The organism is Massilia sp. Masssp94 (genome assembly GCF_059491305.1).
This window is the reverse complement of sequence record NZ_CP168501.1, coordinates 1268065-1290558: the sequence shown is the minus strand read 5'-3', so window position 1 is coordinate 1290558 and position 22494 is coordinate 1268065. Positions and strand designations below refer to the sequence as shown.

Below are 22494 nucleotides of genomic sequence, written 5' to 3'. Positions count from 1 at the left end.
GGCTACAATGAAGCCATCATCGCAGCGCAGTCCCAACGCCTATGAAAAACTGGATCAGCCGCCTCCGTGGCGGTGCCGACAATACCGCCGACACGAAACCCGCTCCCGCGGCGGAGGCGGACGAACACCCGGGCGGCATTCCCGCCGAAATCGAGGCCGCGTATTACCGCTGGCTGACGGCGTCCTCCGGCTACGAGGCGTCGGACGCCGTCCAGGCGGCGATCCTCGACCAGGTGCGCGCGCTCGCGCGCGATCCGGCCAGTGCGGCCGAGCTGGTGCCGCGCGTGCCGGAAGTGATCCCGCAACTGCTGCGCAGCCTCCAGGACGAAGCGTCGAACGCCGAGCTGGCGCGCCAGGTCGCGCAGGACGTCGTCCTCGTGGCCGAGGTGATCCGCGAGGCGAACAGCGCGTACTACCGGCCGATGTCGCCCGTGAAGACGGTCGAAGCGGCCCTCATGATGCTGGGCCAGAATGGCTTGCGCATGCTGCTGGCGCGCATCGCCTTCCGCCCGATTATCAAGCTGCAGACGACGGGTTTCACGCGCCTGGCGGCGCCGCACGTCTGGGCCCAGTCCGAGAAATGCGCGCTGGCCGCGAGCCTGATGGCGCCGGGCCTGACGGCCGGGCCGTTCGAAGCGTATCTGTCCGGCCTGATGCAGAACCTGGGGCTCGTCGTCGGCTTCCGCCTGGCCGACCGCCTGTGCGAAGAGAACAAGGTGCCCGGTTCCAGCGAATTCGGCGTGCAGTTGCTGGCCGAAGGCCGCCTGCTGTCGGCCGCCATCGCGAAGCACTGGGACTTCCCGCAGGAAGTCGCCGACGCGATCGCGCACGCCGGCGATCCGGGCGAGGAGAACCTGGCGCAGGCGCTCGCGCTGGGCGACCGCATCGCCAAGCTGCGCATGCTGATCGACGGCCATGTGATCGACGAGGACGACGATTTCGTCACCGACGGCCTGGACAACTTCCAGCGCCGCTGCCTCGGCAAGCTGGGCACCGTCGAAAGCTGATCCGCCCCACCGTTCTTCTTCCGTGTTGCCACGGCAGGGTTTCCGTGTAATTATGATTTTCGGACACGAAACTTTTGCTCGGGCAATAAATACACGTGGAGGAGACACCATGATTCGCAAGACGAAGGTTGCATCCCTGCTGCTGGCATGCGCATTGCTGCCCGTGTGCGGCGGCCAGGCCGTGGCCGGACCGCTGGACGAGGCGAAGGCGAAGGCCCACCTCGACGCCGTCGCCGCCGGCGACCTGGAAGCGCTGATGCGCGACTATGCCGATGACGCTTATATGGAGTGGGTCGGCGGACCGCTCGACGGCCGCTACCGCGGCAAGGCCGCGATCCGCGCCGTCTGGCAGAAGTTCATCGCGGCGAATGCCGGCAAGCCCCGTCCCGCGTCTTTCGGCAAGCTGACGGCGCTCGGCAATCCGCGCGGCACGTCGCTGCAGGCGAAGGCCGACTACGGCGGCACCGTTCCCGTGAAAGTCTGGCATGCGCTGACCTACCGCGACGGCGATTTGACCACCGAGCTGTGGCAGATCGCGCCCGCGCTGCAGATCGATCCGTGAGACGCGCGCTGCCGCCGCTGTTGTGCGCAGCGGCGCTGATGGCGGGTAGCGCGAGCGCCGCGACCGTCGAGGTGCTCGTGCAGACGCCGGCCGGCACGCCGCTGGCCGACGCCGCCGTGCTCGTCGAGCCCCTCGCGGGCACGCCTGCGCGCGCACGTGCACGCGCCCCTGCCGCGAAAGGGGTAGCAATCGAGCAGCGGGGCCGCGAATTCATCCCGTGGATGACCGTCGTGCAGACCGGCACCAGCGTCGATTTCCCCAACAACGACACGATCCGCCACCACGTGTATTCGTTCTCCGAGCCGAAGCGCTTCGAGATCAAGCTGTATGCCGGCAAGCCCGGCCAGCCCGTCGTGTTCGACAAGCCGGGCCAGGTCGACATCGGCTGCAATATCCACGACTGGATGGAGGCCCACGTGCTGGTCGTCGACACGCCATACTTTGTCCGCACGGGCGCGGATGGCCGTGCGGCCGTCACGAACGTCCCGGCGGGCCATTATCGCGTGCGGCCGTGGCATCCGCTGCAGAAGGTGGCCGTGGCGCCGCAAGACATCGAGATCGAGGAGGCGCCGGTGCGCATGACGCTCGTGCTGGACGCGCGCGCCCGCCAACCGAAGCCGCATACCGAGGACGACCCGGACCGTTACTGACATGTCATCGAGATCGCTGCGGCATCGGATCGCCATCGTCTTCGTGGGCCTGCTCGTGCTGGTCATGGGGCTCGTGCTGGCGCTCGTCCACCACAGCAGCGAGCGGATCGTGGAGCGCGAGACGCGGCGCGAACTGGCCGTCGGCGCCAAGGTGTTCCAGCGCCTGCTCGAACAGAACCAGCGCCAGCTCGAGACGGCGGCCGCCGTGCTGGCCGCCGACTTCGCGTTCCGCGAGGCGATCGCGACGCAGGACCAGCCCACCGTGCGCTCCGTGATCCGCAACCACGGCCAGCGCATCCACGCGCAGGTGATGATGGTCGCGGGCACCGACGGCAGGCTGATCGCCACCACGCAGCGCGCCAGCGCGGCCGGCGACCCGTTCCCGTTCCCCGACCTCATCGCCGCCGCCGAGGCGTCCGGACGCAGCGCGGGCTTGCGCCAGATGCGCAATGGCCAGCTCAGTGGCCAACTTTATCAAGTCGTGCTCGTGCCGATCCTGGCGCCCACGCGCATCGCGTGGGTGGCGATGGGCTTCCACGTGGACGACGGCTGGGCGGCCGACATGGCCGGCATCACGGGCCTGGGCGTGCAGATCGTGCGGACCGGGACGCCCGGCGTGCTCGCGTCCTCCGGCGCACCCGTCGGCACGCGCGATGCGTCCGTGGCGGTGCCGCTGGACGGCGGCCTGCAGGCCGTGCTGCGGCTGCCCGTCGCGCAGGTGCGGGCGCCGTTCGAACAGTTGCAGGGACGGCTGCTGGGCGTGATCGTCGCGGCCATCGCGGTGTTCGCGGCGGGCAGCGTGATGCTGGCCGGGCGCATCGTCCGGCCCCTGCACGAATTGTCCGCCGCCGCGCGCCGCATCGCGCAGGGCGATTACGCGCAGCCGCTGCCGCCCGCACCGCGCGACGAGATCGGCCAGCTGGCCGGCAGTTTCGAGCAGATGCGCACGGAGATCGCGTGCCGCGAGGAGCGCATCGCCCGGCTGGCCTACGTCGATGCCTTGACCGACCTGCCCAACCGCACGCGCTTCCTGGAAGCGTTCGGCCGCCTCTCGCCGGGCGCGGGCGGTGCCGTGCTGGTCGTGAACGTCGACCGCTTCGCCCTCATCAACAATGCGCTGGGCCACGTCGTCGGCGACCGCCTGCTGCGCGCCGTCGCGGGCCAGTTGCAGCCGCTGGTGCCGGAGTGCGGCATGCTGGCGCGCCTGTGGGGCGACCAGTTCGCGTTCCTGCTGGAGGGCGCCGGCCCCGAGGCCGCGCGCCGTTTCGCCGACACCGTGCTGGCCGCGCTGCGCGACCCGGTCACGCTGGACGGCCAGCGCCTCGACATCGAAGCCAGCGTCGGCATCGCGCTGTATCCGGACGACGGCCTCGGTGCGGCGACGCTGCTGCGGCGCGCGGAGCTGGCGCTGGCCGCCGCCAAGCGGCGCCATGCCGGTATCGCGTTCGCGCAGGAGACGGGCGGGGAGTCCGCGCACGAGCAGCTGTCCCTCATCGGCGACATGCGGCGTGCGCTGGCGGCCGGCGAATTCACGCTCGCTTATCAACCCAAGCTGGCGCTGGGGAGCGGGCGCATCGTGGCGGTGGAAGCGCTGCTGCGCTGGCAGCATCCGGAGCGCGGCAGCATCGCGCCGGCGCGCTTCATCCCGTTCGCCGAACAGACGGGTTTCATCCGCGAGATCACGCCGTGGGTGCTGGAATCCGCGGTGCGCCAGGCCGCCGTGTGGCATGCGGCGGGACTGGACATCGCCGTGTCGGCGAACCTGTCGACCCTGGACCTGCTCGATCCGCACCTGGGCCGGCGCGTGCGCGGCCTGCTGGAGCGGCATGCCGTACCGGCGCGCCGCCTGTGCCTGGAGATCACGGAAAGCGCGCTGATGGACGATCCGGCGCTGGCGCAGGCGCACCTCGATGAACTGGCGGGCCTCGGGATCAAGCTGTCGATCGACGACTACGGCGTCGGCCAGGCGTCGCTGGCCTACCTGAAAAGCCTGCCCGTGGACGAACTGAAGCTCGACCGCAGCTTCATCACCGCGATCACGGAGTCGCCGCGCAACGCGGCCATCGTCGAATCGACCATCATGCTGAGCCACGCACTGGGATTGACGGTCGTCGCGGAGGGCGTGGAAACGCCGGCGGAACTGCGCTGGCTGCGCGAGCACGGCTGCGACATCGCGCAGGGTTACGGTATCGGCCGGCCAATGACGGCGGCGCAGCTGCAGGACTGGCTCGCCGGGTTCGCGCGCCATACTGTGGTTTGAACTGCCGTCGCCTGAAGAACGTCAGGCGAGGAAGTCGAACGCCGACATCGGGCGGCCACCGTTCATCAGCCCGAACAGCGAATTGCTGCCGGCATTCGCGTACTGCTGCACCAGGTTGCTGGCCTGCGCGTTGACCGCCTGCGTCATCTGCGTCTTCTTGTCGGCGAGCGTGTCGCGGTCCTTCGCCACGGCCGCGGCCTGGCCGGCCAGCGTGCCGCCCGTCGCCAGCTGCTGCGCGATGCCGGTGCCCACCTTGTCCGCGAGTCCCGAGCCGCCGTTCGCGAACAGCTTGGCCACCCGGTCCGGGTCGGCGGCGATGGCGGCGTCAAGCTTCGCCGCATCGACCGCCAGCTTGCCGTTCTTCGTACTCACGCCAATGGCCGCCAGCGCGGCCGGATCGACGCCGCCGACGAGGCGCGTGACCTGGTCCTGGATCTGGGCAAGCGTGCGGTCGGAGGCGGTGTCTCCCGACTTCAGCGCGGCCAGGCGGCCCGGCAGCGCGTTGACGGCGTCGGCGAACGCCTTGACGTTCTTCGCGATGGCCGTGTTGTCGCCGGCCAGCGTCACGGTGCCGGCACCCTTGGCCTTGAGGTCGAGCGTGACGCCGGCGATGGCGCCCGTGAGCTTGTTGCTGCCGCTGGTGACGGTCTTGCCGTCGACGTTGACGACCGCATCCTGCGCGGCACTCGCCTGCGTCACCGCGCCGCGCGCGCCCGGCTGGTAAGACAGCAGCGCCTGCAGGGCCGGATCGCCGGACACGCCGATGCGCATGGCATTCGCCGCGCCGGGCTGGCCGGTGAGGCTCAGCGCGACGCCCTTGTCGTCGGATACGAGCTTCGCATCGATGCCGGCCGCCTTGAACGCGGCGGCGATGCCGTCCGGCGTGTTGTCGGGCGCGCCGATGCGGATGGTCCTGGTGCTGCCGCCCGCTTCGATCCTGACGACGGTCGGCGCGCCGCTGCCGATCGTCGTCGTGGCCGTCGGCACGCGGATCGTGACCAGTTGCTGGGCCTGGGCCAGCTGCTTGACGTCGATCTTGTGCGTGCCGGCAGTCGCGCCGGAAGCGGTGATGCGCGCGTCGAGGACCTTGCCGTCGACCTGCGTCGCGAGTTTCAGGCCGCTCGCGGCGAGGGTTCCGGCGACGGACCTGACCTCGTCCAGCACGTTGGCCAGGCGCCCGAGCGTGGACAGGCGCGCGTCGTCGCGTTTGATCTGCGCGTCGATGCCCTGCAGGCCCGTGTTGCGGGCGCTCAGCGACTTCACGGCGGCGCCGTACAGGTCGGCCAGGCCCTGGTTGGCGTTCGCCGTCGTCCTCGATGAAATGGTGGTCGTCATGGCTCGATATTATCGCTGCAAGCTTGCCGTTTCATTTACCGAACATCGTCCGGTTTACCCGTCAATCTCCGCGTTTGCCGCAGCGGTGGGTGCCTCGACGAAGCAAGCGACGGCGCCGACGACTTCACCCGCTTCGTCGCGCAGGGGCAGGGCGTTCATGACGACGTGCAGCCGCTCGTCGTCCGCAAAGCGCACCGTCAGCGTCTCGTCGCGCACTTCCTCGCCGGTGGCGGCGGCGCGCTGCAGCGGCAACTGGTCGAGGGCCAGCAGCGTGCCGCCCGCATACACGGCGAAGGCGCGGTGGCCGGGCATGTCCGCCGTGGGATTCTCGCCGCGGCGCAGGCGCAGCAGGCGCTCGGCGGCGGGATTCGCCTTGATGCGCCGGCATTCGCGGTCGCTGGCGACGAACAGCGCGGCGGGCGCCGCCTTCATCAGGCCTTCCAGCTCGTTCGTGCGGCGCTGCTCGCGCCGCTCGCTGTCCTTCAGGGCGCCGGCGAGACGCTGCTGTTCGGTGATCTCCTCGACGACCACGGTCACGCCCAGCAGGGCGCCGTTACGGTCGACGACCGGGTAGATGCTTTCGCGCCATACGCGACGCACATGCGCCTGGGCCGGCGTCGCGCCTTCGAACACGAAACCGAGGAGGGGCGTGCTGCGCGCCATGACCTGGCGGATGCGCACTTCGGCGGCGGGGGCGATGTCCGGAATGACGTCGTGGATCGATTTGCCGATGTGGTCCTCGGCCGACAGGCCGTTGATCTCGGCGAGCAGGCGGTTGATGCGCACGTAGCGCAGGTCGAGGTCCAGCACGGCCAGTCCGACCGGCACGTGGGCGAACGCAGCTTCCAGGGTCAGGATGGCGCGGTGCGTGTCCAGGCTGTCGCGCCGGGCGTCGCCCAGACGCTGCTGCTGCCATCCCAGCAGGATGGCGATGACTGCCGCGAGCGGCATCAACATCAACAGGAGTTCAGCACTGACAACGGGCACGGCGGTCTCCGCAATACATCGATGGGTGTTTCACAAAATATCATTTCTTTTGCGAAATTCCTAATGTATGTACACCGGCGGCGACGCTGAATGAGGGAAGTGGAAATGCAAACCTTTACATATGTGGCGACGCAACATCACCCGGAATCTATGTAACAGTAATTTTACGTATTTCAAAGATTTGTCCGATCAATAATAATCGGCTGCATCAAGAAGAAAGAGGAGACCCATGTCATTCCTGATCGTTCTCGCCGCGCTGGCGTTCCTGATGTTCGCCGCCTACCGCGGCTACAGCGTCATCCTGTTCGCCCCGATCGCCGCCCTGGGCGCGGTGCTGCTCACGGCGCCGGACGCCGTCGCACCCGTATTCACCGGCATCTTCATGGAAAAGATGGTCGGCTTCGTCAAGCTGTACTTCCCCGTGTTCATGCTGGGCGCCGTGTTCGGCAAGGTGATCGAGCTGTCCGGCTTTTCGGAATCCATCGTCAACGCCGCCATCCGCTACATCGGCCGCTCGCGCGCGAACGCGGTGATCGTGGCCGTGTGTGCGCTGCTGACCTATGGCGGCGTGTCGCTGTTCGTCGTCGTGTTCGCGGTGTACCCGTTCGCGGCGGAGCTCTACCGCCAGAGCAACATCCCGAAACGGCTGATGCCGGGCGCCATCGCGCTGGGCGCGTTCTCGTTCACGATGGATTCGCTGCCGGGCACGCCGCAAATCCAGAACATCATCCCGACGACGTTCTTCAGGACGACGTCGTGGGCCGCACCCGTGCTGGGCACCGTAGGCTCGCTGTTCATCATCGTCGTGGGGCTGTCGTACCTGGAGTGGCGCCGCCGCGCGGCGCTGGCGCGCGGCGAGGGCTACGGCACGTCGCTCGTCAACGAGCCGGAACGCACGCAGGCGACGTCGCTGCCGCATCCGGCGCTGGCGATCCTGCCGCTGATCGTCGTGGGCGTGGCCAACTTCATCCTCACGCGCATGATCCCGCAATGGTATGGCGATTCGTTCACGGTGCCGGCCGAGATCCTGCCGGGCGTGCACACGCCGGTGACGGCGACCATCAAGACCGTCGTCGCGATCTGGGCGGTGGAAGCGGCGCTGCTGCTGGGGATCGTCGTCGTGATCCTGACCGCGTTCCGGCGCGTGAGCGCGCGTTTCGCGGATGGCTCGAAGGCCGCGGTCGGCGGTGCGCTGCTGGCCGCGATGAACACGGCGTCGGAGTATGGCTTCGGCGGCGTGATCGCGGCGCTGCCGGGCTTCATCGTCGTCAGCGATGCCTTGAAAAGCATTCCGAATCCGCTCGTGAATGCGGCCGTGTCGGTCAGCTCCCTCGCGGGCATCACGGGGTCGGCGTCGGGCGGCATGAGCATCGCGCTGGCCGCGATGTCGGACCTGTTCATCAAGGGCGCGCAGGCCGCGCAGATCCCGCTCGAAGTGCTGCACCGCGTGGTGTCGATGGCGAGCGGCGGCATGGATACGTTGCCGCACAACGGTGCCGTCATCACCTTGCTCGCGGTGACGGGGCTGACGCACAAGGAATCGTATCGCGAGATTTTCGCGGTGACCGTCATCAAGACGCTGGCGGTGTTCTTCGTGATCGCGTTTTATTACGTCACGGGACTTGTATAACTCGTCGTTCCCGCGAAAGCGGGAACCCATACTGAGCATCAGGATTCAGCTCAGCATGGATCCCCGCGTTCGCGGGGATGACGCTCAGCCGCGCTTGCGCTTGTACGCCGCCGCCATGCCCAGCAACGCCGTCATCGCGAGCAATGCGCTCGACGGCTCCGGCACCTCGGCCGCCGCCGCGGTGGCGGCGGTGATCGTGAACGTGTCGCCCGCGCGCAGGCCGCGCGTATCCAGCAGCCAGTCGCTGGCACCCGGCTCACCCAGCGCATTCCCGAACTGGAACTCGGCCCACTCCGGCGCGCTGAACACGACGTTCGCCATGTGCGCACCGTACGTCGTCGAGCCGACCGTGCCGAACGCCGGCGTCACGCTGCCGGCCGTGAAGAAGGCGATGCCGTTCAACGAGAAGCTGAATTCATCGAGTGCGGTGCCGGCCAGGTTGCGCACGAGCGCGTTGAAGGCGAGGGGCGCTGCCAGGTCGCCGGCTTCCAGCACGAAGCTGAACGTCGTCGGCGTGAACGTGGCGAGGTCGAGGTCGAACGAGGCCAGGCCCGCGCCGCTGTAATCCGTCACCGTATTCGATCCCGTGGTGCCGGTCAGGATCGCGGCCTGGGACAGTTGCGGCAGTGCCAGCGCGGCCGCCAGGGCGAATGCGCCCATCAGTTTGTTGTTCATGTCGGTTCCTTTCGATGGCGGATCAGAGCGGGCCCTTGGCCCACGGACCGGAGATCGCGAACGTGATGCCCGGCGTCTGGATGTTCACGAACAGGTAGCGGCCCGTCGGGTCGAAGCAGGCGCCCGCGAACTCGTTGCCGCGGTGGTCGCCGGCCAGCGTATCCAGCTTGCCGGCTGCGTTCAGTTGCGACGTCGTCAGCTGCACGTTGTTCTTGGCGAAAATGTAGGCGTCACCGCCCTGCGTGATGCCCATCAGGCGCTGGCCGTAGCCGAAGGCGTCGGTCGTGGCCGTGGACGCGTCCTCGCAGATCAGGATGGCGTTGCGCGGGCTGACCGTGAGGTTGTCGCCCATATTGCCCACCGTCGTGTTCGGGCTCGAATAGATGCAGCGGAAGACCTGCGTGGCGAGGTCCAGTTCCCAGATCGCGCCGCGCGCCACGCTGCCGCCCGACGTGTCCATCACGTACATCTTGCCCTGCGCGTACCAGATGCCTTCGCCGCGGTTCATGCGCAGCGCGCCCTGCAGCCAGCCCTGCACGAACGGGCCGGCCGCGTTGTTGATCGTCGTGCCGGACGGCCCCGTCGCGTTGCCGCGGTTCTGGTCGGGATTTGCGATCGGGACCCATTCCAGCACATAGGCGTCGCCCTTCAGCGCACCTGCCACGTTGGCGTTCGGCGTCCCTTGCACCCGCGCCATCTGCAGCACGCCGCCGCGCGCCAGCGCGCCGTAGCCGCCATTCCTGTCGTCCGGGATGTAGCGATAGAAGCCCGACTTGCCCGACGAATCCTCCGTCATGTAGACGATGCTCGTGGCCGGATCGACGGCCGCCGCTTCGTGCGCGAAGCGTCCCATGCCGACGATCGGCTGGCCCGTCGTCTGCGTCGTGTCCGGCGACACTTCGAACACATAACCATGCTTCTTGCCCGAGGCAGAGACTCCATCCGAGCCGATTTCCTCGCACGACAGCCACGTGCCCCACGGCGTGATGCCGCCCGCGCAGTTGCCGTCCGTGCCGCCCAGGCTCGGGGTCACGCTGACCCACGCGCCGTCGCGGAACAGCAGATTCGTCGTGCCGCCGCCGAGCACCGTGGTCGCGCCGGCGCTGCTCGCGCCCGTGTCGTACGCGCCGAACGCGTTGATGAATTTGTTCGGGCTGACGGCGTGCGCCTCGTGGTTGCGGATCAGGACGAGCTCCGTGCTGCGGCCCACCTTGCGCGCCAGGACGACGCCCATGCCGTCGTGCGCGGCGGGGCAGCGCTTACCGTCGGTCATGGTGTCGCCGGTCCAGCCGAAGCTCTTGTACGTGAAGCCGGCCGGCAGCTGCAGCAGCGGCAGGCCGGTCGTCAGGTCGTTGACGGGGGCGATGGGGCCGTATGGGCTGTCGATCAGGGCGCTGACGCCGCCCGCGGCCAGCGCTTCGCGCGCCTGCAGGGCGGCGAAGGCGCCGACGAAAGGTAACGTGCCCATGCTCTTGAGCAGATTGCGTCGCGACGGCGAGATGTCGTTGTGTGTCATGCTGAGCTTTCTCCATAGGGATGGATTGCACCGGCACTTGGCGGCCGGTTTGCGTGCCGGGATGGCACGTGCTCATGCATTAAAACAAACGAAAACTACCGTTCGATGACAGCAAAAAGACAATAATCAGACGGGCGTGACGACCCGTACGACCGTCTCGCCATAGTCGCGGAAGCCCATGCGCAGGTAAAAGTCGTGGGCGGCCTGGTTGGCGCTCATCACGTGCAGGAACGGGATCTCGCCGCGCGCGAGCTGGCGCATGATGAGCTTTTGCATCAGGCGTTTCGCATGGCCGCGGCCCTGGTGGTCGGGGTGCGTGCAGACGCCGCTGATTTCGCGATAGCGGCCCGCCGTCGTGCGTTCGCCGGCCATCGCGACGAGGCGCCCGTCCTCGAACAGGCCGAAGTATTCGCCCATCTCGATCGTGCGCAGGCCGAACGGGCCGGGGCGCGTCAGCCGGGCCAGCGCCAGTGCCTCTTCCGCGTTGGCGGGGCCCAGCGGCAGGGCGTCCGGTGCGGGATCGTCGGCCGGGCCCGGGCGGCCATCCCACGCGAGGCGGAACATCTTCGCATCGACCTCGATGCGCCAGCCGTCCGGCGCGGGACCGGACCAGACGTCGCAATAGAACTGCTCGCCGGGCGTGCAGAACGGGCGCAGCGCGGCGAAATCGGGCCGCTCGGGATCGGGAAAGCCGACGATGGGCGACAACCCGGGCGCATAGCGGCGCGCCCGGTCGGTGCCGGTGGAAAGATGGCGGTGCGGGCCGTCGAGGCAGTTCCAGAAGATGTTGTCGAGCGGGTGGGTCATGCTGTCATTATGCAGGCAGCTTCAGGATCCAGTCCAGCAGCGGCCGGGCTGCGCCTTCCCAGTGCGGATCGAGCATCAGCGCGTGCGCCAGCTGCGGCACGAGGTGCGGTTTCACGCCGTAGTAGGTCGCGGTGCCGCGCACGGCGTCGGGACGGATGAAGCGGTCGTCCTGGCCGCCCAGCACGAACATGGGCGGCGCCTGCCAGGGCATCGGCGCGAACGGCCGCCAGCCCTGCAGTTCGATGCCCACGTGGCGCGACTCGCCCTGCACGCGGCGCTCGAAGCGGGCATAGTCGGCATCGGGCAGGTCGTCGGAAAAGAGGTGGCGGCGCATGACGTCCGGGTCGAGCGTCCGCGGTTCGGCGAAGGATAGGCGCGCCAGCTGCTGGAACAGGTCGGGCGAGGACAGCATCATCTGCCACGCGGAATACGCGAGGCCCCACGGCGGCACGGACGCGAGCAGCGCGACGCCGGCCGCGTGCCCGCCGCTGCGGATCCAGTCCTGCACGACGGCGCCGCCGAGCGAGTGGCCGACGACGACGAGCGGCCCGTCGCCCAGCCGCGCGATGGTCGTGCGCAGGTCCTCGGTGTAGTCGGCCAGGCGCCAGTCGTTCAGCCGTTCGCGCCCGCCGCTGCCGCCATGGCCGCGCAGGCTGAGCGCATGCACTTCGAAGCCGGCGTCGGCGAACCAGGGCAGGACGTGTTCCTCCCACACCCAGGCGCCCACGCAGATGCCGTGCACCAGCAGCAGGCGCGGACTGTCCGGACGGGGCGTCGCCGGGCGGCGCGTGATCAGTTCGAGTTCCATGCGGTCGTCGTGAGTCGCTCTCGACTGTATGGTAGCGCAAACGTCATGACCATGTAATACTGTCGTTCCCGCGGAAGCGGGAACCCATGCAGAGCGTCCTGGTCACCTCAGTATGGGTCCCCGCCTGCGCGGGGACGACGGTCACTTCAGTCGCCGAGCCTCAACGCCTTCGCGACGTCCTCCCACGCCACCAGCTTGAAGTTCTGGGGCCCGTCCGGCAGCCGCTTGTGGCCATCCTGCACGACGAGCAGGCCTTGGCCATATGGCCCGCCCAGCCGCGCGGACGTCACGTCCAGGCCATCCGTCTCGGACGTCCCGTCGATGCCCCGCGCCGCATCGGTGCCGATCCGGAACGCGCCGCGCACCGTGAACGGCGCCGTGGCATCCAGCACGACATAGCTGTCGTTGCCCTGGCTCGACACGACGACCCAGCTGCCCGTCTTGCCGTGATAAATGCCCATGCCTTCGACGTCCGCATGCAGCGGGCCGCCCACCGGCAGCACGAGGCGCGGCGACATCGGCTTCGCCGCATCGGCGTCCGCCACCCACAGGCCGCGCTTTTCCTCGCCCATGAACAGCAAGCCGGTGCGCTCGTCGGCCACGCAGCCTTCCGGCTGGCTCGCGAGGCGCCAGCTGCGCGCCAGCGTCGCGCCGAAGCGGCCGTCCGTGCGCGTGATGCGGTATTGCTGGAAGCGTCCGTCCTTGTCGTTGACGATCGCATCCAGCCCGCCCTGCGGCGTGCGATAGAGGCAGGCGCCGTAGATGTCGGACAGCGTCGTGGGCAGGCGCGCGGCTTCCGTGACGGTGCCGTTCCCGTCGATGGCGAACAGCACGATCGCGTTCTCGTCGCGCTGCGTGGCCATCGCGAGATCGACGCGGACGCCGGCGCCGAACGCGAGGTCCTGGCGCACATCGACGTTGTTCAGGCGGCCCGCTTCCAGCAACTGCGTCTGGCGGCCCGCCAGGTCGTACACGAGCAGGCCCTGTTTCTTGTTCGTGCCGAGGATGCGGGCGCCGTCCGGGTCCGACGGGTGGATCCAGATCGCGGGATCGTCGGCAGCGTCGCCTGCGCGCGCGACGGGGTCCGTCTGCGCGCGCGGCAGCACGATCGGCAGCGCCGCGGGCTTCGATGCCGTCGCTTTCCACGCCAGGCCGGCATCCTTCCAGCCGGCGCCCGTGCGCGCGAGCAGGCGCGCGCCGGACGCCAGCGTGTGTGCATGCAAAGGCAGCGCAGCCTGTTCGCGCCACGTGTCGCCCGCGCGCCGCCATGCGTGCAGCGTGCCCCGGCCATCCAGCGCGGCCACGCCGCCGGGCAATACGACGATGGCGCCGGCACCCTTGGCCAGCTTGCCGAACGGCGCCGCCAGCGCGACCGGCGTCCGGGCGCCGGCGCTCTCCGGAGCGGCGTCGTAGGCCCACAGCCCGAAGCCGCTCTCGGCCACGTACAGCGTCGCCTCCGCATCGTCCACGCGGCAATGCTTCACGTGCGGCGGCAGCGCCATGTGGCGCACGAGGCGGGCCGGCTCGCCCAGCAGCCATTGCTGCGCCTGGCCATCCTTCGCGATCAGGAACGCGTGGTCGAGGTGCTGCGCGTCGCGGTACAGGCAGGCCGCTTCGATGCCGAAGCCGGTCTCCGGCAACGGGGGCAGGGCGTGCAGGCCGCCCCCGTCGATGCGGACGGGGACCGCGCGTTCGGCGTTCGCATCGACGACGAGCGCCAGGCCGCCGCGCACGTCGAACTGGCGGCCGCGCACGGCGACGCTGGCGCGCTCGTTACCGGTGCCATCGACGAGGCGCAGCGCGTGCTTGTCCAGCGCGAGCCAGCCGCCGCCGGGCAGCGCGGCCAGTTCGTTCGCACCGTGCAGCGCGGGCGGGATGACTTGCGCGTGGGCCGTCGTGGCGAGCAGCGCGGCGTACAGGAGGATCGTTTTCATCAGAACAGGCTCGCTTTCAGGCCGATCTTGTACGTGCGCCCGTAGCGTTCGTACTGGACGTTGTGGCCCTTCACGCCCTGGTACACGTAATAGGTTTCGTTGTTCAGGTTCGCGGCGTCGAACGACAGCTGCCAGCGCTTGCCCAGTTGCCAGGCGAGCGAGAAATCGACCTGCTTCTGCGTGTCGACGATGTGGTCCTGCATCGGGTCGTTCACGTCCCCGCCCAGCTCCAGCAGATACGGCGACTTGTAGTTGACGGCGATGCGCGTGGACAGCGGACCCGCTTCGTACCCCAGCATCAGGTTGGCCATGCGCTTCGCCTGGCCCGGCATGCGGATGCCGCGACCGCCGATGTCGGCGCTGGACGACGTGAGCGTCGCGTTGGCGCCGACGAGCAGGCCGTTGAACGGCGCGGGCAGCATGCGCAGCGGCTGCTGCCACGCCAGTTCGAGGCCGCGCACGTCGGCATCGTCGCCGTTCGCGTATGACGTGGCCGTCGTATAGCCCACCCACCGGCCCGTGCCCGCGAGGTTGGCGGCATACGTGAAATTGCGGATGTCCTTGTAGAACGCATAGGCCGACACGACGCCGCCGCTGCCCAGGATGCGCTCGATGCCGGCGTCGAGGTCGTGTGCTTTCAGCGGCGCGAGGTCCGGGTTGCCGATCGTCGCCTCGGTCGCGCTGGCCAGGCTGATGCCGGGCGCGAGCTGGCTGAAGTTGGCGCGCACGACGGCGTTCGTCCACGCGGCACGCACGCTCGTGGCGCGGTCGATGTCGTAGCGCACCTGCACGCCGGGCAGCCAGTTGGTGTAATTGCGATCTGCGTGGCGCGGCGTGATCGTGGTGCCGGCCACTTCGTTGCCGTCGGCCGCGAAGCGCGTCCGTTCGGCGCGCACGCCGGCCAGGATCGTCCACGGGCCGCGCATGAGGCTCGTTTGCACGTAGCCGGCATCGATGTCTTCGCGCATGCCGTAGTCGTTCAGCGCCGATTCGGCGACCAGGCGCGCTGTGGCGCGATCGAGCCCCGCCACGCGGGCGCGAATCAATGCTGGGTCGAGCGCGGCGCCGATCGTGCCCGGCGCATAGTCCAAGGAGGCGCCGTTCGTGAACGCGGACATCGATGTCGAACCCGGACCCCAGTAGTTGCCGCTCGTGGTTTTGCCGCTGTTGTAGGCCCACTGGTTCGTGTCGTTGTCCTTGTCGCGCCGGATCGCCTTGGCGCCGAATTTCACGTTGCCGCGCCAGTCGCGGGCGTCGACGTCGCGCGCGAGGTCCACGCGCAGCTGGTGCGTGCGGTCGGACGAGTAGCGCTGCTGCAGCGTGATGGCGTTCAGCGCGTAGCTGGCCGGATCGAACACGGCGCCTGGTGCGATCAGGTGCGGCTGCACGCCGTCCGTGAAGCCGATGCCGGCAAAGCTGGACGTGCCGCGGAAACGGCCGTCGTTCAGCGACTCCGGCGTGTCTTCGCTGGCGCGGGTGCCGGCCGCTTCCGCATGGACCTTCCACGCGTCGATGCGGTGGTCGGCGGCGAGGCTGACCGAGCGGATCTCCTGCGTGTACTTGCGCTGGCGGATGCGGCGTTCGACGCGGGCCGTATCCGTCGTTCCCTCGGCCAGCGCGCCGCCCTTGACGTTGCTGACCGTGAGGCGGTCGCGCACCTCGTCGTCCGAAAAGCGCGACAGGAAGCTGCGCAGGGCGACGCTGGTGTCGGCATCGGGACGCCAGTCGACGTTCAGCGCGGCCGCGCGGCGCGTGCGTGCCGGCAGGTAGTCGCGCAATTCGAAGCCGGACAAGCGGTTGCCGCTCCACGCGCCGCCCGTCTCCACGTTGTCCGAGCCGAACCTGCGCTTCTCTCCCGACAGGCCGGCCGCGACGCCCAGCGTCCCGCCCGCGAAGCGCTGCGCCCACAGGGCGTTGGCGGATGGGCTGGTGCGGTGCGTGAGGTCGTCGTGGCTGGCGGCCGTGCCCACGCTGAGCAGGCGGCCCGGCAGGTCGAACGCGGACAGGGTCTTGACGTCGATGCTGCCGCCCAGCGCGTTCGCGTCCTGGTCGGGCGTGAGGGTCTTGGCGACGGCCAGTTCGCGGATCAGGCCCGCCGGCAGCACGTCCAGCGCGACGGCGCGGCGCGACGCTTCCGGCGACGGCACGGTCGCGCCGTTGATGGTGACGCTGTTGTAATCGGCATCGAGGCCGCGCACGACGACGTAGCGGCCTTCGCCCTGGTCGCGCTGCACCGCGACGCCCGGCAGGCGGGCCAGCGCCTCGGCGGCGTTCTTGTCCGGCAGGCCGCCGATGTCGTCGCTGCTGACGACGGAGACGATGTTGTCGGCCTTTTCCTGCGCCGCGATGGCATGCGCGAGGCTGGCGCGCTGGCCGGTGACGACGACGGTGTCGGCCGCGTGGACGCCGCCGGCGGCCAGCAGGCCCGCGCCGAGCGCTGTCAAGGTCTTGGGAAGATCGAGAGGTCGCATTGTTGTTCTGTCAGGACGTGGTTGGAATGCGGCGCATTCTCGGCACCGAATATGACGGGTCGGTGACGTCCAACGCCACGCAAGGCGTGTACGACACGGCAATGAGCCGAATTGACCCGGCAGGCCCGCGGGCAGACATCCCCCGGCGTGCTGTAGACCTGCGCATCATGAGCCGTTCAGACCCGTGCACCTGTCATCAACCTGTCATGCGCCCGCGCTACCTTCGGCCGTCATTTTCGCTACCGCGCCGCTATGCCCGCCTTCGTCCGTCCGCTCATCGTCTTCGCCTGCGCAATGGCCGCATTCGCCGCGCTGTATGCGTCCGCCGGGACTCCAAAACCGTTCGCGAGCTGGCACTGGATGGACATCGTCGACGAGGGCGGCACCGCGCTGATGGCGCTCGTGTGGTGCCTGATCGTGCTGGCGAGCCGGCCGGCCGGGCGCGTGACGCGGCTGCTGGCCGGCGGCCTTGCGTGCATCACGCTCGGTTCGTGGGCCGATTGCCTGGACGAGTTCTGGCGCATCGACAAGGACGCGCTGTGGGACAACGCACTGGAAGGACTCGTGCCGTTCGGGATGCTCGTGCTGACGGCGGGGCTGTACTACTGGCGCCGCGAACAGGCGCTGCTGACGGACCACCTGCGCAAGCGCGAGCGCCTGTTCCGCAGCCACCGGCCGTTCGACCGCGTCACGCAACTGGCCGACGCCAACTACCTGCGCGAACAGCTGCGCCGCACGACAGGGACCGTCGTCCTGCTCGACATCGACGGCTTCCACCGCATCAACCGCGAGCACGGCAGGGCGGAAGGCGACCGCGTGCTGCAGGCCGTCGCGCACATGCTGCTGCTGAACCTGCGCAACGACGACCTGCTGTGCCGCTACGCGGGCGACCGCTTCGCCGTGCTGATGCCGGGCCTCGCCGTGGACGCGGCTGCGGACGCCGCGCGTCACCTGTGCGCGATGGTCGGCGCCATGCATCACCACGCGGGCGAGCGCCGCGTCGCATTGAGCCTGCGCCACGACTGCGCGCCGGCGGACGGCGCGCCCGACATCCTGCTGGCGGACCTGTGCCGCCGGATGGACGCGGCGTGATCGCCTGGTGCGCGGCGGCCGACCCGGCTATCCCGGGCTATCTGCAGCCGGCGCTCGTGCTCGAATACGGCCGCGCGGCCGACGCGGACGACGCTGTCCTGCTGCGCGACACGGGCCTGGCCGATGCGCTCGACCCGGCGGCGCTGGTGTCGGCGAGCCAGCTCCTGCGCCTGCTCGCGAACACATTGCGCGCGCTGGAGAGCCCTGACACATCGTTCATGCTGGGCCAGCAACTGCTGCCCGGCCACGACGGCGCGGCCAGCCACGCGCTCGTGCAGGCGCCCACGTTGCGCACGCTCCTCGAGACGCTGTGCCGCTGGCATGCGCGCCTCACGCCCCTGCTGCGTCCGCGCCTGGAGACGTGGGGCGACGTCGCGCTGCTGTACTGGGTGGACAGCCACGGCGCGCCGGGGCTGCGTCCCGCGCTGGTCGAGATGCACATGACGGCCGTCGTCGCGCTGTGCCGCTGGCTCGGTGGGGAGCGGCTGCCGTGGCGCTTCTGCTTCAACCGCGCGGCCCCGCGCCACGTCGAGCAGCACCACGTCCACCTGGGGAGCGCGCTGCGCTTCGACTGCCAGCTGGACGCCATGTTGATCGACGCGGCATGGCTTGACCGCCCCTGGCCGCGCGGGAACGGCATCGCGACCGGCCTCGCGCAGGCGGCGGCCGCGGCGGAGCCCGAACGGCCGCCAGGCCTGCTGGCGGCGCTGTACGACTACCTGCTGGAACGGGTGCGCGCCGCGCCCTCGCTGGAGCGCACGGCCCACGATTTCGGCGCCAGCCCGGCCACGCTGAAGCGCCAGCTGCTGCGCCATCACACGCATTTCCAGGCCGAGCTGGACCAGGTGCGCACGCACGTCGCGCTATGGCTGTTCCAGGCCCGCCGCCTCGACAATGAAGCGGCCGCGGCCTACCTGGGCTTCCACGATGCCGCCAATTTCCGCCGCTCGTTCAAGCGCTGGACGGGCATCACGCCGGGACCGCTGCGGCTGGCGCTGGACGCGGCCCTGTGAGCATGATTGTTGGGCGAGGTTGAACAGACTTCGCCATTTCTCCACATTTATCGCATTGGCGCGAATGCCGACAATGCCTGCACCGGCGACATTCGTCGCCATTCACGACAAGGAGGCATCATGCCATTCGCAAATTTCAAATTCCCGGAGGGCGTCGTCGACGCGGCCCGCAAGGAAGAGATCATCCACCGCACGACGGCGATGTTCGTCGAGTATTTCGGCGAGCAGGCCCGGCCTTATTCGATGGTGCTGGTGGAAGAGGTCGCCGACGGCGGCTGGGGCAGGGCGGACGAGACGCTGACCCTGGCCAGGATGGGCCTCGCCAAGCCGTAGAGACGCAAGGTTACAACGGTCGGCCAACCAAATGATAGATATGTGGCGAGTGTATTGATATACTGAAATAATTCTTTGTGGAAAAGAATGTAACCGGCTTATCTACCGAGCTCGCGCCATGTATCGACATCAAAATGGAATTCACGCCCCGACCGCAGCACGGACCCGGGGCTTCACGCTGATCGAACTGATCGTCGTCATCGTCATCCTGGGCGTCCTGTCCGCGGTCGCGTTGCCGAAATTCGCCGACCTCGGGGGCGACAGCCGCAAGGCGTCGATCCAGTCGCTGACCGGTTCCGTCAACACGGGCATCAAGCTGGTCAAGTCGCTGACCGCGATCCGCGGCGCCGGCACGCCGCTCGCCATCGCGAACCTGACGAACGTCGACATGGACGGCACCAAGATCCGTGTCTGGAGCGGCTACCCCGACCGGTGGTGCGACGGCATCGGCTCGGTGGTGCAAGGCCTGACGGTGCCGGCCAACGGCTGCTACCTGTCCGCGGCGGCAGTCGAGGCCGACGGCTACACGTTCTATGGCTACGGCAACAACAAGATCCCGAACGGCGATGCCGGATGGCGCATCGAAAGCGCACCGAATCCCACGCAATGTTCCGTGCAGTACTCGTATGCCGGCACCGGCGTTCCGACCGTCAAGGCCAATACCGACGGGTGTTGAGCCGCGGGAAACGCGGCACAGCTTGATTGCGCCTGCAATGCATTAGCGCGCCACGGCGGCGTGCTTTTCGATAGCATGGGGTGTCAATACGAGCGATACAGTGCCGATGGAGATCCCACCCGCAGCCGCCGCGTCCTGCGTGGACGACGTGCTCATCACAAAGGAACTGGAGCGGCGTCCGCGCCGGGCGCCCGACTACGCGGCGGAAAACCGCGCGATGGCTGCGCTCGCCCGCCAATTGGCCGCCGATCCGCACGGCGTCCCCCGGACACTCGCCGAACTGGTGCTCGAATTGTGCGACGCCGGTTCGGCCGGCATCAGCCTTCTCGAGGAACAGGACGGGCGCCGCTACTTCCGCTGGCACGCGGCGGCCGGGCTGTTCGCGGACCATCTTGGCGGCACGATCGCTTTCGACATCAGTCCATGCGGCGTCGTAGTCGACCGCAATCAAACCATGCTCATGCGGTACGGCGAGCGCTGCTTCGCGGCGATGGCCGGCTTCGACCCGCCGATGATCGAAAACCTGCTCGTGCCGTGGACGGCCCAGGGCCGCGCGGTGGGCACGGTATGGGTAATCAGCCATCGCCCCGACCGCGAATTCGATGCCGAGGATGCGCGCGTGCTGCGCAACCTGGCCGACTTCGCGGCTGCCGCCTACCAGGCCATCGTCGCGCTCGATGAAACGGCCGAGGGCCGGCGCGAACTGGAGCAGGCGGCCGAGGAACGCACGCGCGTGCTGGCGGAGCACAACCGCATGCTCGAACACGAGATCGCGCAGCGCCGCCAGGCCGACGACGCGCTGCGCGCCAGCGAGCAGCGCTACCGCGACCTGATCGGCGCGATTCCGGCCGGCGTCGTCGCCTGCGATGCGGCGGGGACGGTCGTGTTCCACAACGCCTGCGCCGACGCGTTGTGCGGCGGCCCGCCCGGCGAGGCGCCCGCGTGCTGGGGCCCGGAAGCATGCGCGAACAACGGCCACCGGCTGGAAAACTTCACGGCGCCGCTGCGCGAGGTGCTGGCCGGGGGGCAGCCCGTCGTCGACCGCGAACTGACGATCGAGCGGCCGGACGGCAGCCGCATCGACGTCCTGCTCACCATCACGCCGCTGCGCGACCATGCGGGCGCCGTCACGGGCGCCGTCAACATCGTCCAGGACATCACGGCGCGCAAGCGCGTCGAGGACGAGCTGCGGGTGTCGGAACAGCGCTTCCGGACGCTGGCGAATACCGTGCCCGTGCTGATCTGGCAGAACGACGAAGCAGGCCGCAACGTGTTCGTCAACCAGTACTACCTCGATTTCACGGGCAAGGCATTCGAGGACGTGATGGGCATGGGCTGGCACGAACTGGTGCATCCGGACGACGCGCCCGCGTACATCGCCGACTACATGGATGCCGTGCGCACGCGCCGGCCCTGGCGCAACGTCGACCGCGTGCGCCGCCGCGACGGCCAGTGGCGCTGGTTCGACAGTTACGGGCAACCGCTGTTCGCGCCGGACGGCAGCTACGCGGGCCACGTCGGCGCTTCGCTCGACATCACGGACGCCGTGCTGGCCGAGCAGGCGCTGAAGGAAACGGACCGCCGCAAGGACGAATTCCTCGCCGTGCTGGCGCACGAGCTGCGCAACCCGCTCGCGCCGATCAGCAACGCGGTGCATTTGCTGCGCCATCCGGACGGCCGCCGCCGCGCCGACCGCCTCGTCGAGATGCTGGGCCGCCAGGTGCGCCAGATGATCAAGCTCGTCGACGACCTGCTCGAGATCTCGCGCATCACGCGCGACAAGATCGAGCTGCACCGCCAGCCGCTGCTGCTGGCCGACGTCGTGCACGGCGCCGTCGAGACGAGCCGGCCGCTGATCGACCAGCACCACCACCATCTGGACGTGCGCCTGCCCGACGAAGCGCTGACGCTGAACGCGGACAGCGTGCGCCTCACGCAGGTGCTCGCGAACCTCCTGAACAACGCGGCCAAGTACACCGACCAGGGCGGCAGGATCACGCTGGAGGCGCGGCGCGACGGCCAGGAAGTCGAGATCGCGGTGCGCGACAACGGCATCGGCATCCCGGCCGGCCACCTGCCCGCGGTGTTCGACATGTTCACGCAGGCGCATCGCGCGGCCGGGCGCGGGCAGGGCGGGCTCGGGATCGGTCTCGCCATGGTGCGCAGCCTCGTGCAGATGCATGGCGGGACCGTGGAGGCGAAGAGTCCCGGGACGGGGCTGGGCAGCGAATTCGTCGTGCGCCTGCCGCTGGCCGAACCGCCCGACGCCGCGGGGGCGGGCACGGCGCCGCTGGCGGGACAGCACATCCTCGTCGTGGACGACAACCAGGACGCCGCCGACACGCTCGCGATGCTGCTGGACGCGGACGGCGCCCAGGCGCGCGCCGTGTACGACGGCCCGTCGGCGCTGGCCGCGTTGCCGGTCCTGCGCCCGCACACGGTGCTGCTCGACCTGGGCATGCCGGACATGGACGGCCTCGAAGTGGCGCGCCGCATCCGCGCCGATCCCGCCTGGTCCGGCGTGCGCATCGTCGCGCTGACGGGGTGGGGGCAGGAGAGCGACCGCGAACGCACGCGCGGGGCCGGGTTCGATTTTCACCTCACCAAGCCGGTCGACCTGGACGTGCTGCACGCGTGGCTCGGCGCGGGCCGTGCGTAGGTGCCTCCGCACCCCGGCCAGCCGTTAATCACCCGTTCACCCTTAATAGATTTCCCCTCTAGCTGCGATGTGGCAGGAC

The 22494-nt window shown here is 69.1% G+C and carries 18 protein-coding genes; 10 read left to right on the top strand and 8 right to left on the bottom strand.

All coding sequences use genetic code 11. The annotated features are described in order from the left end of the window. The first annotated feature begins 41 nt into the window (after positions 1-41). The 4 genes from ACEN9G_RS05540 (at position 42) to ACEN9G_RS05525 (ending at position 4479) form a co-directional block, all read left to right on the top strand. Positions 42-1007 carry an HDOD domain-containing protein gene (locus ACEN9G_RS05540; RefSeq protein WP_413343411.1) on the top strand — a complete coding sequence of 322 codons (966 nt, stop codon included), beginning with the start codon at positions 42-44 and terminating at the stop codon, positions 1005-1007. A gap of 109 nt (positions 1008-1116) precedes the next feature. Beyond that, positions 1117-1569, top strand: a complete 453-nt coding sequence (locus ACEN9G_RS05535) for a nuclear transport factor 2 family protein (RefSeq protein WP_413343408.1) — start codon at positions 1117-1119, stop codon at positions 1567-1569. Further along, complete coding sequence (locus tag ACEN9G_RS05530) at positions 1566-2219, top strand: methylamine utilization protein (protein WP_483126473.1); 654 nt, start codon at positions 1566-1568, stop codon at positions 2217-2219. The genes ACEN9G_RS05535 and ACEN9G_RS05530 overlap by 4 nt, the downstream gene beginning before the upstream one ends. A 1-nt stretch (position 2220) precedes the next feature. Next, on the top strand, positions 2221-4479 hold the full coding sequence (locus tag ACEN9G_RS05525) for a putative bifunctional diguanylate cyclase/phosphodiesterase (RefSeq protein WP_483126472.1): 2259 nt from the start codon (positions 2221-2223) through the stop codon (positions 4477-4479). Between the two features lie 21 nt (positions 4480-4500). Here the strand turns inward: ACEN9G_RS05525 and fliD are convergent, their stop codons facing one another. Together fliD and ACEN9G_RS05515 are read right to left on the bottom strand one after the other, a co-directional pair. Further along, positions 4501-5814 carry a flagellar filament capping protein FliD gene (gene fliD, locus ACEN9G_RS05520; protein WP_413342241.1) on the bottom strand — a complete coding sequence of 438 codons (1314 nt, stop codon included), beginning with the start codon at positions 5812-5814 and terminating at the stop codon, positions 4501-4503. A gap of 54 nt (positions 5815-5868) precedes the next feature. Beyond that, on the bottom strand, positions 5869-6801 hold the full coding sequence (locus ACEN9G_RS05515; RefSeq protein WP_413342239.1) for a PAS domain-containing protein: 933 nt from the start codon (positions 6799-6801) through the stop codon (positions 5869-5871). A 229-nt stretch (positions 6802-7030) separates the two neighbouring features. Between ACEN9G_RS05515 and ACEN9G_RS05510 the strand changes: the two genes are divergently transcribed. Beyond that, on the top strand, positions 7031-8431 hold the full coding sequence (locus tag ACEN9G_RS05510; protein WP_413342238.1) for a GntP family permease: 1401 nt from the start codon (positions 7031-7033) through the stop codon (positions 8429-8431). An 84-nt stretch (positions 8432-8515) separates the two neighbouring features. On the opposite strand, the gene ACEN9G_RS05505 is transcribed toward ACEN9G_RS05510, so the two are convergent. From ACEN9G_RS05505 to ACEN9G_RS05480, 6 genes are all read right to left on the bottom strand, one after another. Beyond that, a complete protein-coding gene (locus tag ACEN9G_RS05505; protein ID WP_413342236.1) occupies positions 8516-9106 on the bottom strand; it encodes a PEP-CTERM sorting domain-containing protein in 591 nt (196 codons plus the stop codon). A gap of 22 nt (positions 9107-9128) precedes the next feature. Further along, positions 9129-10622, bottom strand: coding sequence for a PhoX family protein (locus ACEN9G_RS05500; RefSeq protein ID WP_413342234.1), 1494 nt, complete (start codon positions 10620-10622; stop codon positions 9129-9131). A gap of 126 nt (positions 10623-10748) precedes the next feature. Then, positions 10749-11429 carry a GNAT family N-acetyltransferase gene (locus ACEN9G_RS05495; protein ID WP_413342232.1) on the bottom strand — a complete coding sequence of 227 codons (681 nt, stop codon included), beginning with the start codon at positions 11427-11429 and terminating at the stop codon, positions 10749-10751. A gap of 7 nt (positions 11430-11436) precedes the next feature. Then, on the bottom strand, positions 11437-12237 hold the full coding sequence (locus tag ACEN9G_RS05490; RefSeq protein WP_483126471.1) for an alpha/beta hydrolase: 801 nt from the start codon (positions 12235-12237) through the stop codon (positions 11437-11439). A 146-nt stretch (positions 12238-12383) separates the two neighbouring features. Further along, positions 12384-14171: a phytase gene (locus tag ACEN9G_RS05485; protein WP_483126470.1), complete on the bottom strand. Its 1788-nt coding sequence runs from the start codon at positions 14169-14171 to the stop codon at positions 12384-12386. Beyond that, a complete protein-coding gene (locus ACEN9G_RS05480) occupies positions 14171-16642 on the bottom strand; it encodes a TonB-dependent receptor (protein WP_483126469.1) in 2472 nt (823 codons plus the stop codon). Before ACEN9G_RS05480 ends, ACEN9G_RS05485 begins: the two co-directional genes overlap by 1 nt. A gap of 252 nt (positions 16643-16894) precedes the next feature. Here ACEN9G_RS05480 and ACEN9G_RS05475 point away from each other — a divergent pair, with 252 nt between their 5' ends. From ACEN9G_RS05475 to ACEN9G_RS05455, 5 genes are all read left to right on the top strand, one after another. Next, positions 16895-17734 carry a GGDEF domain-containing protein gene (locus ACEN9G_RS05475; RefSeq protein WP_413345830.1) on the top strand — a complete coding sequence of 280 codons (840 nt, stop codon included), beginning with the start codon at positions 16895-16897 and terminating at the stop codon, positions 17732-17734. Next, positions 17710-18747: an AraC family transcriptional regulator gene (locus ACEN9G_RS05470; RefSeq protein WP_483126468.1), complete on the top strand. Its 1038-nt coding sequence runs from the start codon at positions 17710-17712 to the stop codon at positions 18745-18747. Before ACEN9G_RS05475 ends, ACEN9G_RS05470 begins: the two co-directional genes overlap by 25 nt. 120 nt (positions 18748-18867) lie before the next feature. Further along, the gene (locus tag ACEN9G_RS05465; protein ID WP_413345450.1) at positions 18868-19080 is read left to right on the top strand and encodes a tautomerase family protein; all 213 of its coding nucleotides are present in this window, start codon (positions 18868-18870) and stop codon (positions 19078-19080) included. Between the two features lie 118 nt (positions 19081-19198). Next, on the top strand, positions 19199-19756 hold the full coding sequence (locus ACEN9G_RS05460) for a type II secretion system protein (RefSeq protein WP_413345451.1): 558 nt from the start codon (positions 19199-19201) through the stop codon (positions 19754-19756). Positions 19757-19862: 106 nt separating this feature from the next. Next, positions 19863-22415: a PAS domain-containing hybrid sensor histidine kinase/response regulator gene (locus tag ACEN9G_RS05455; protein ID WP_495605531.1), complete on the top strand. Its 2553-nt coding sequence runs from the start codon at positions 19863-19865 to the stop codon at positions 22413-22415. Positions 22416-22494: the final 79 nt, after the last annotated feature.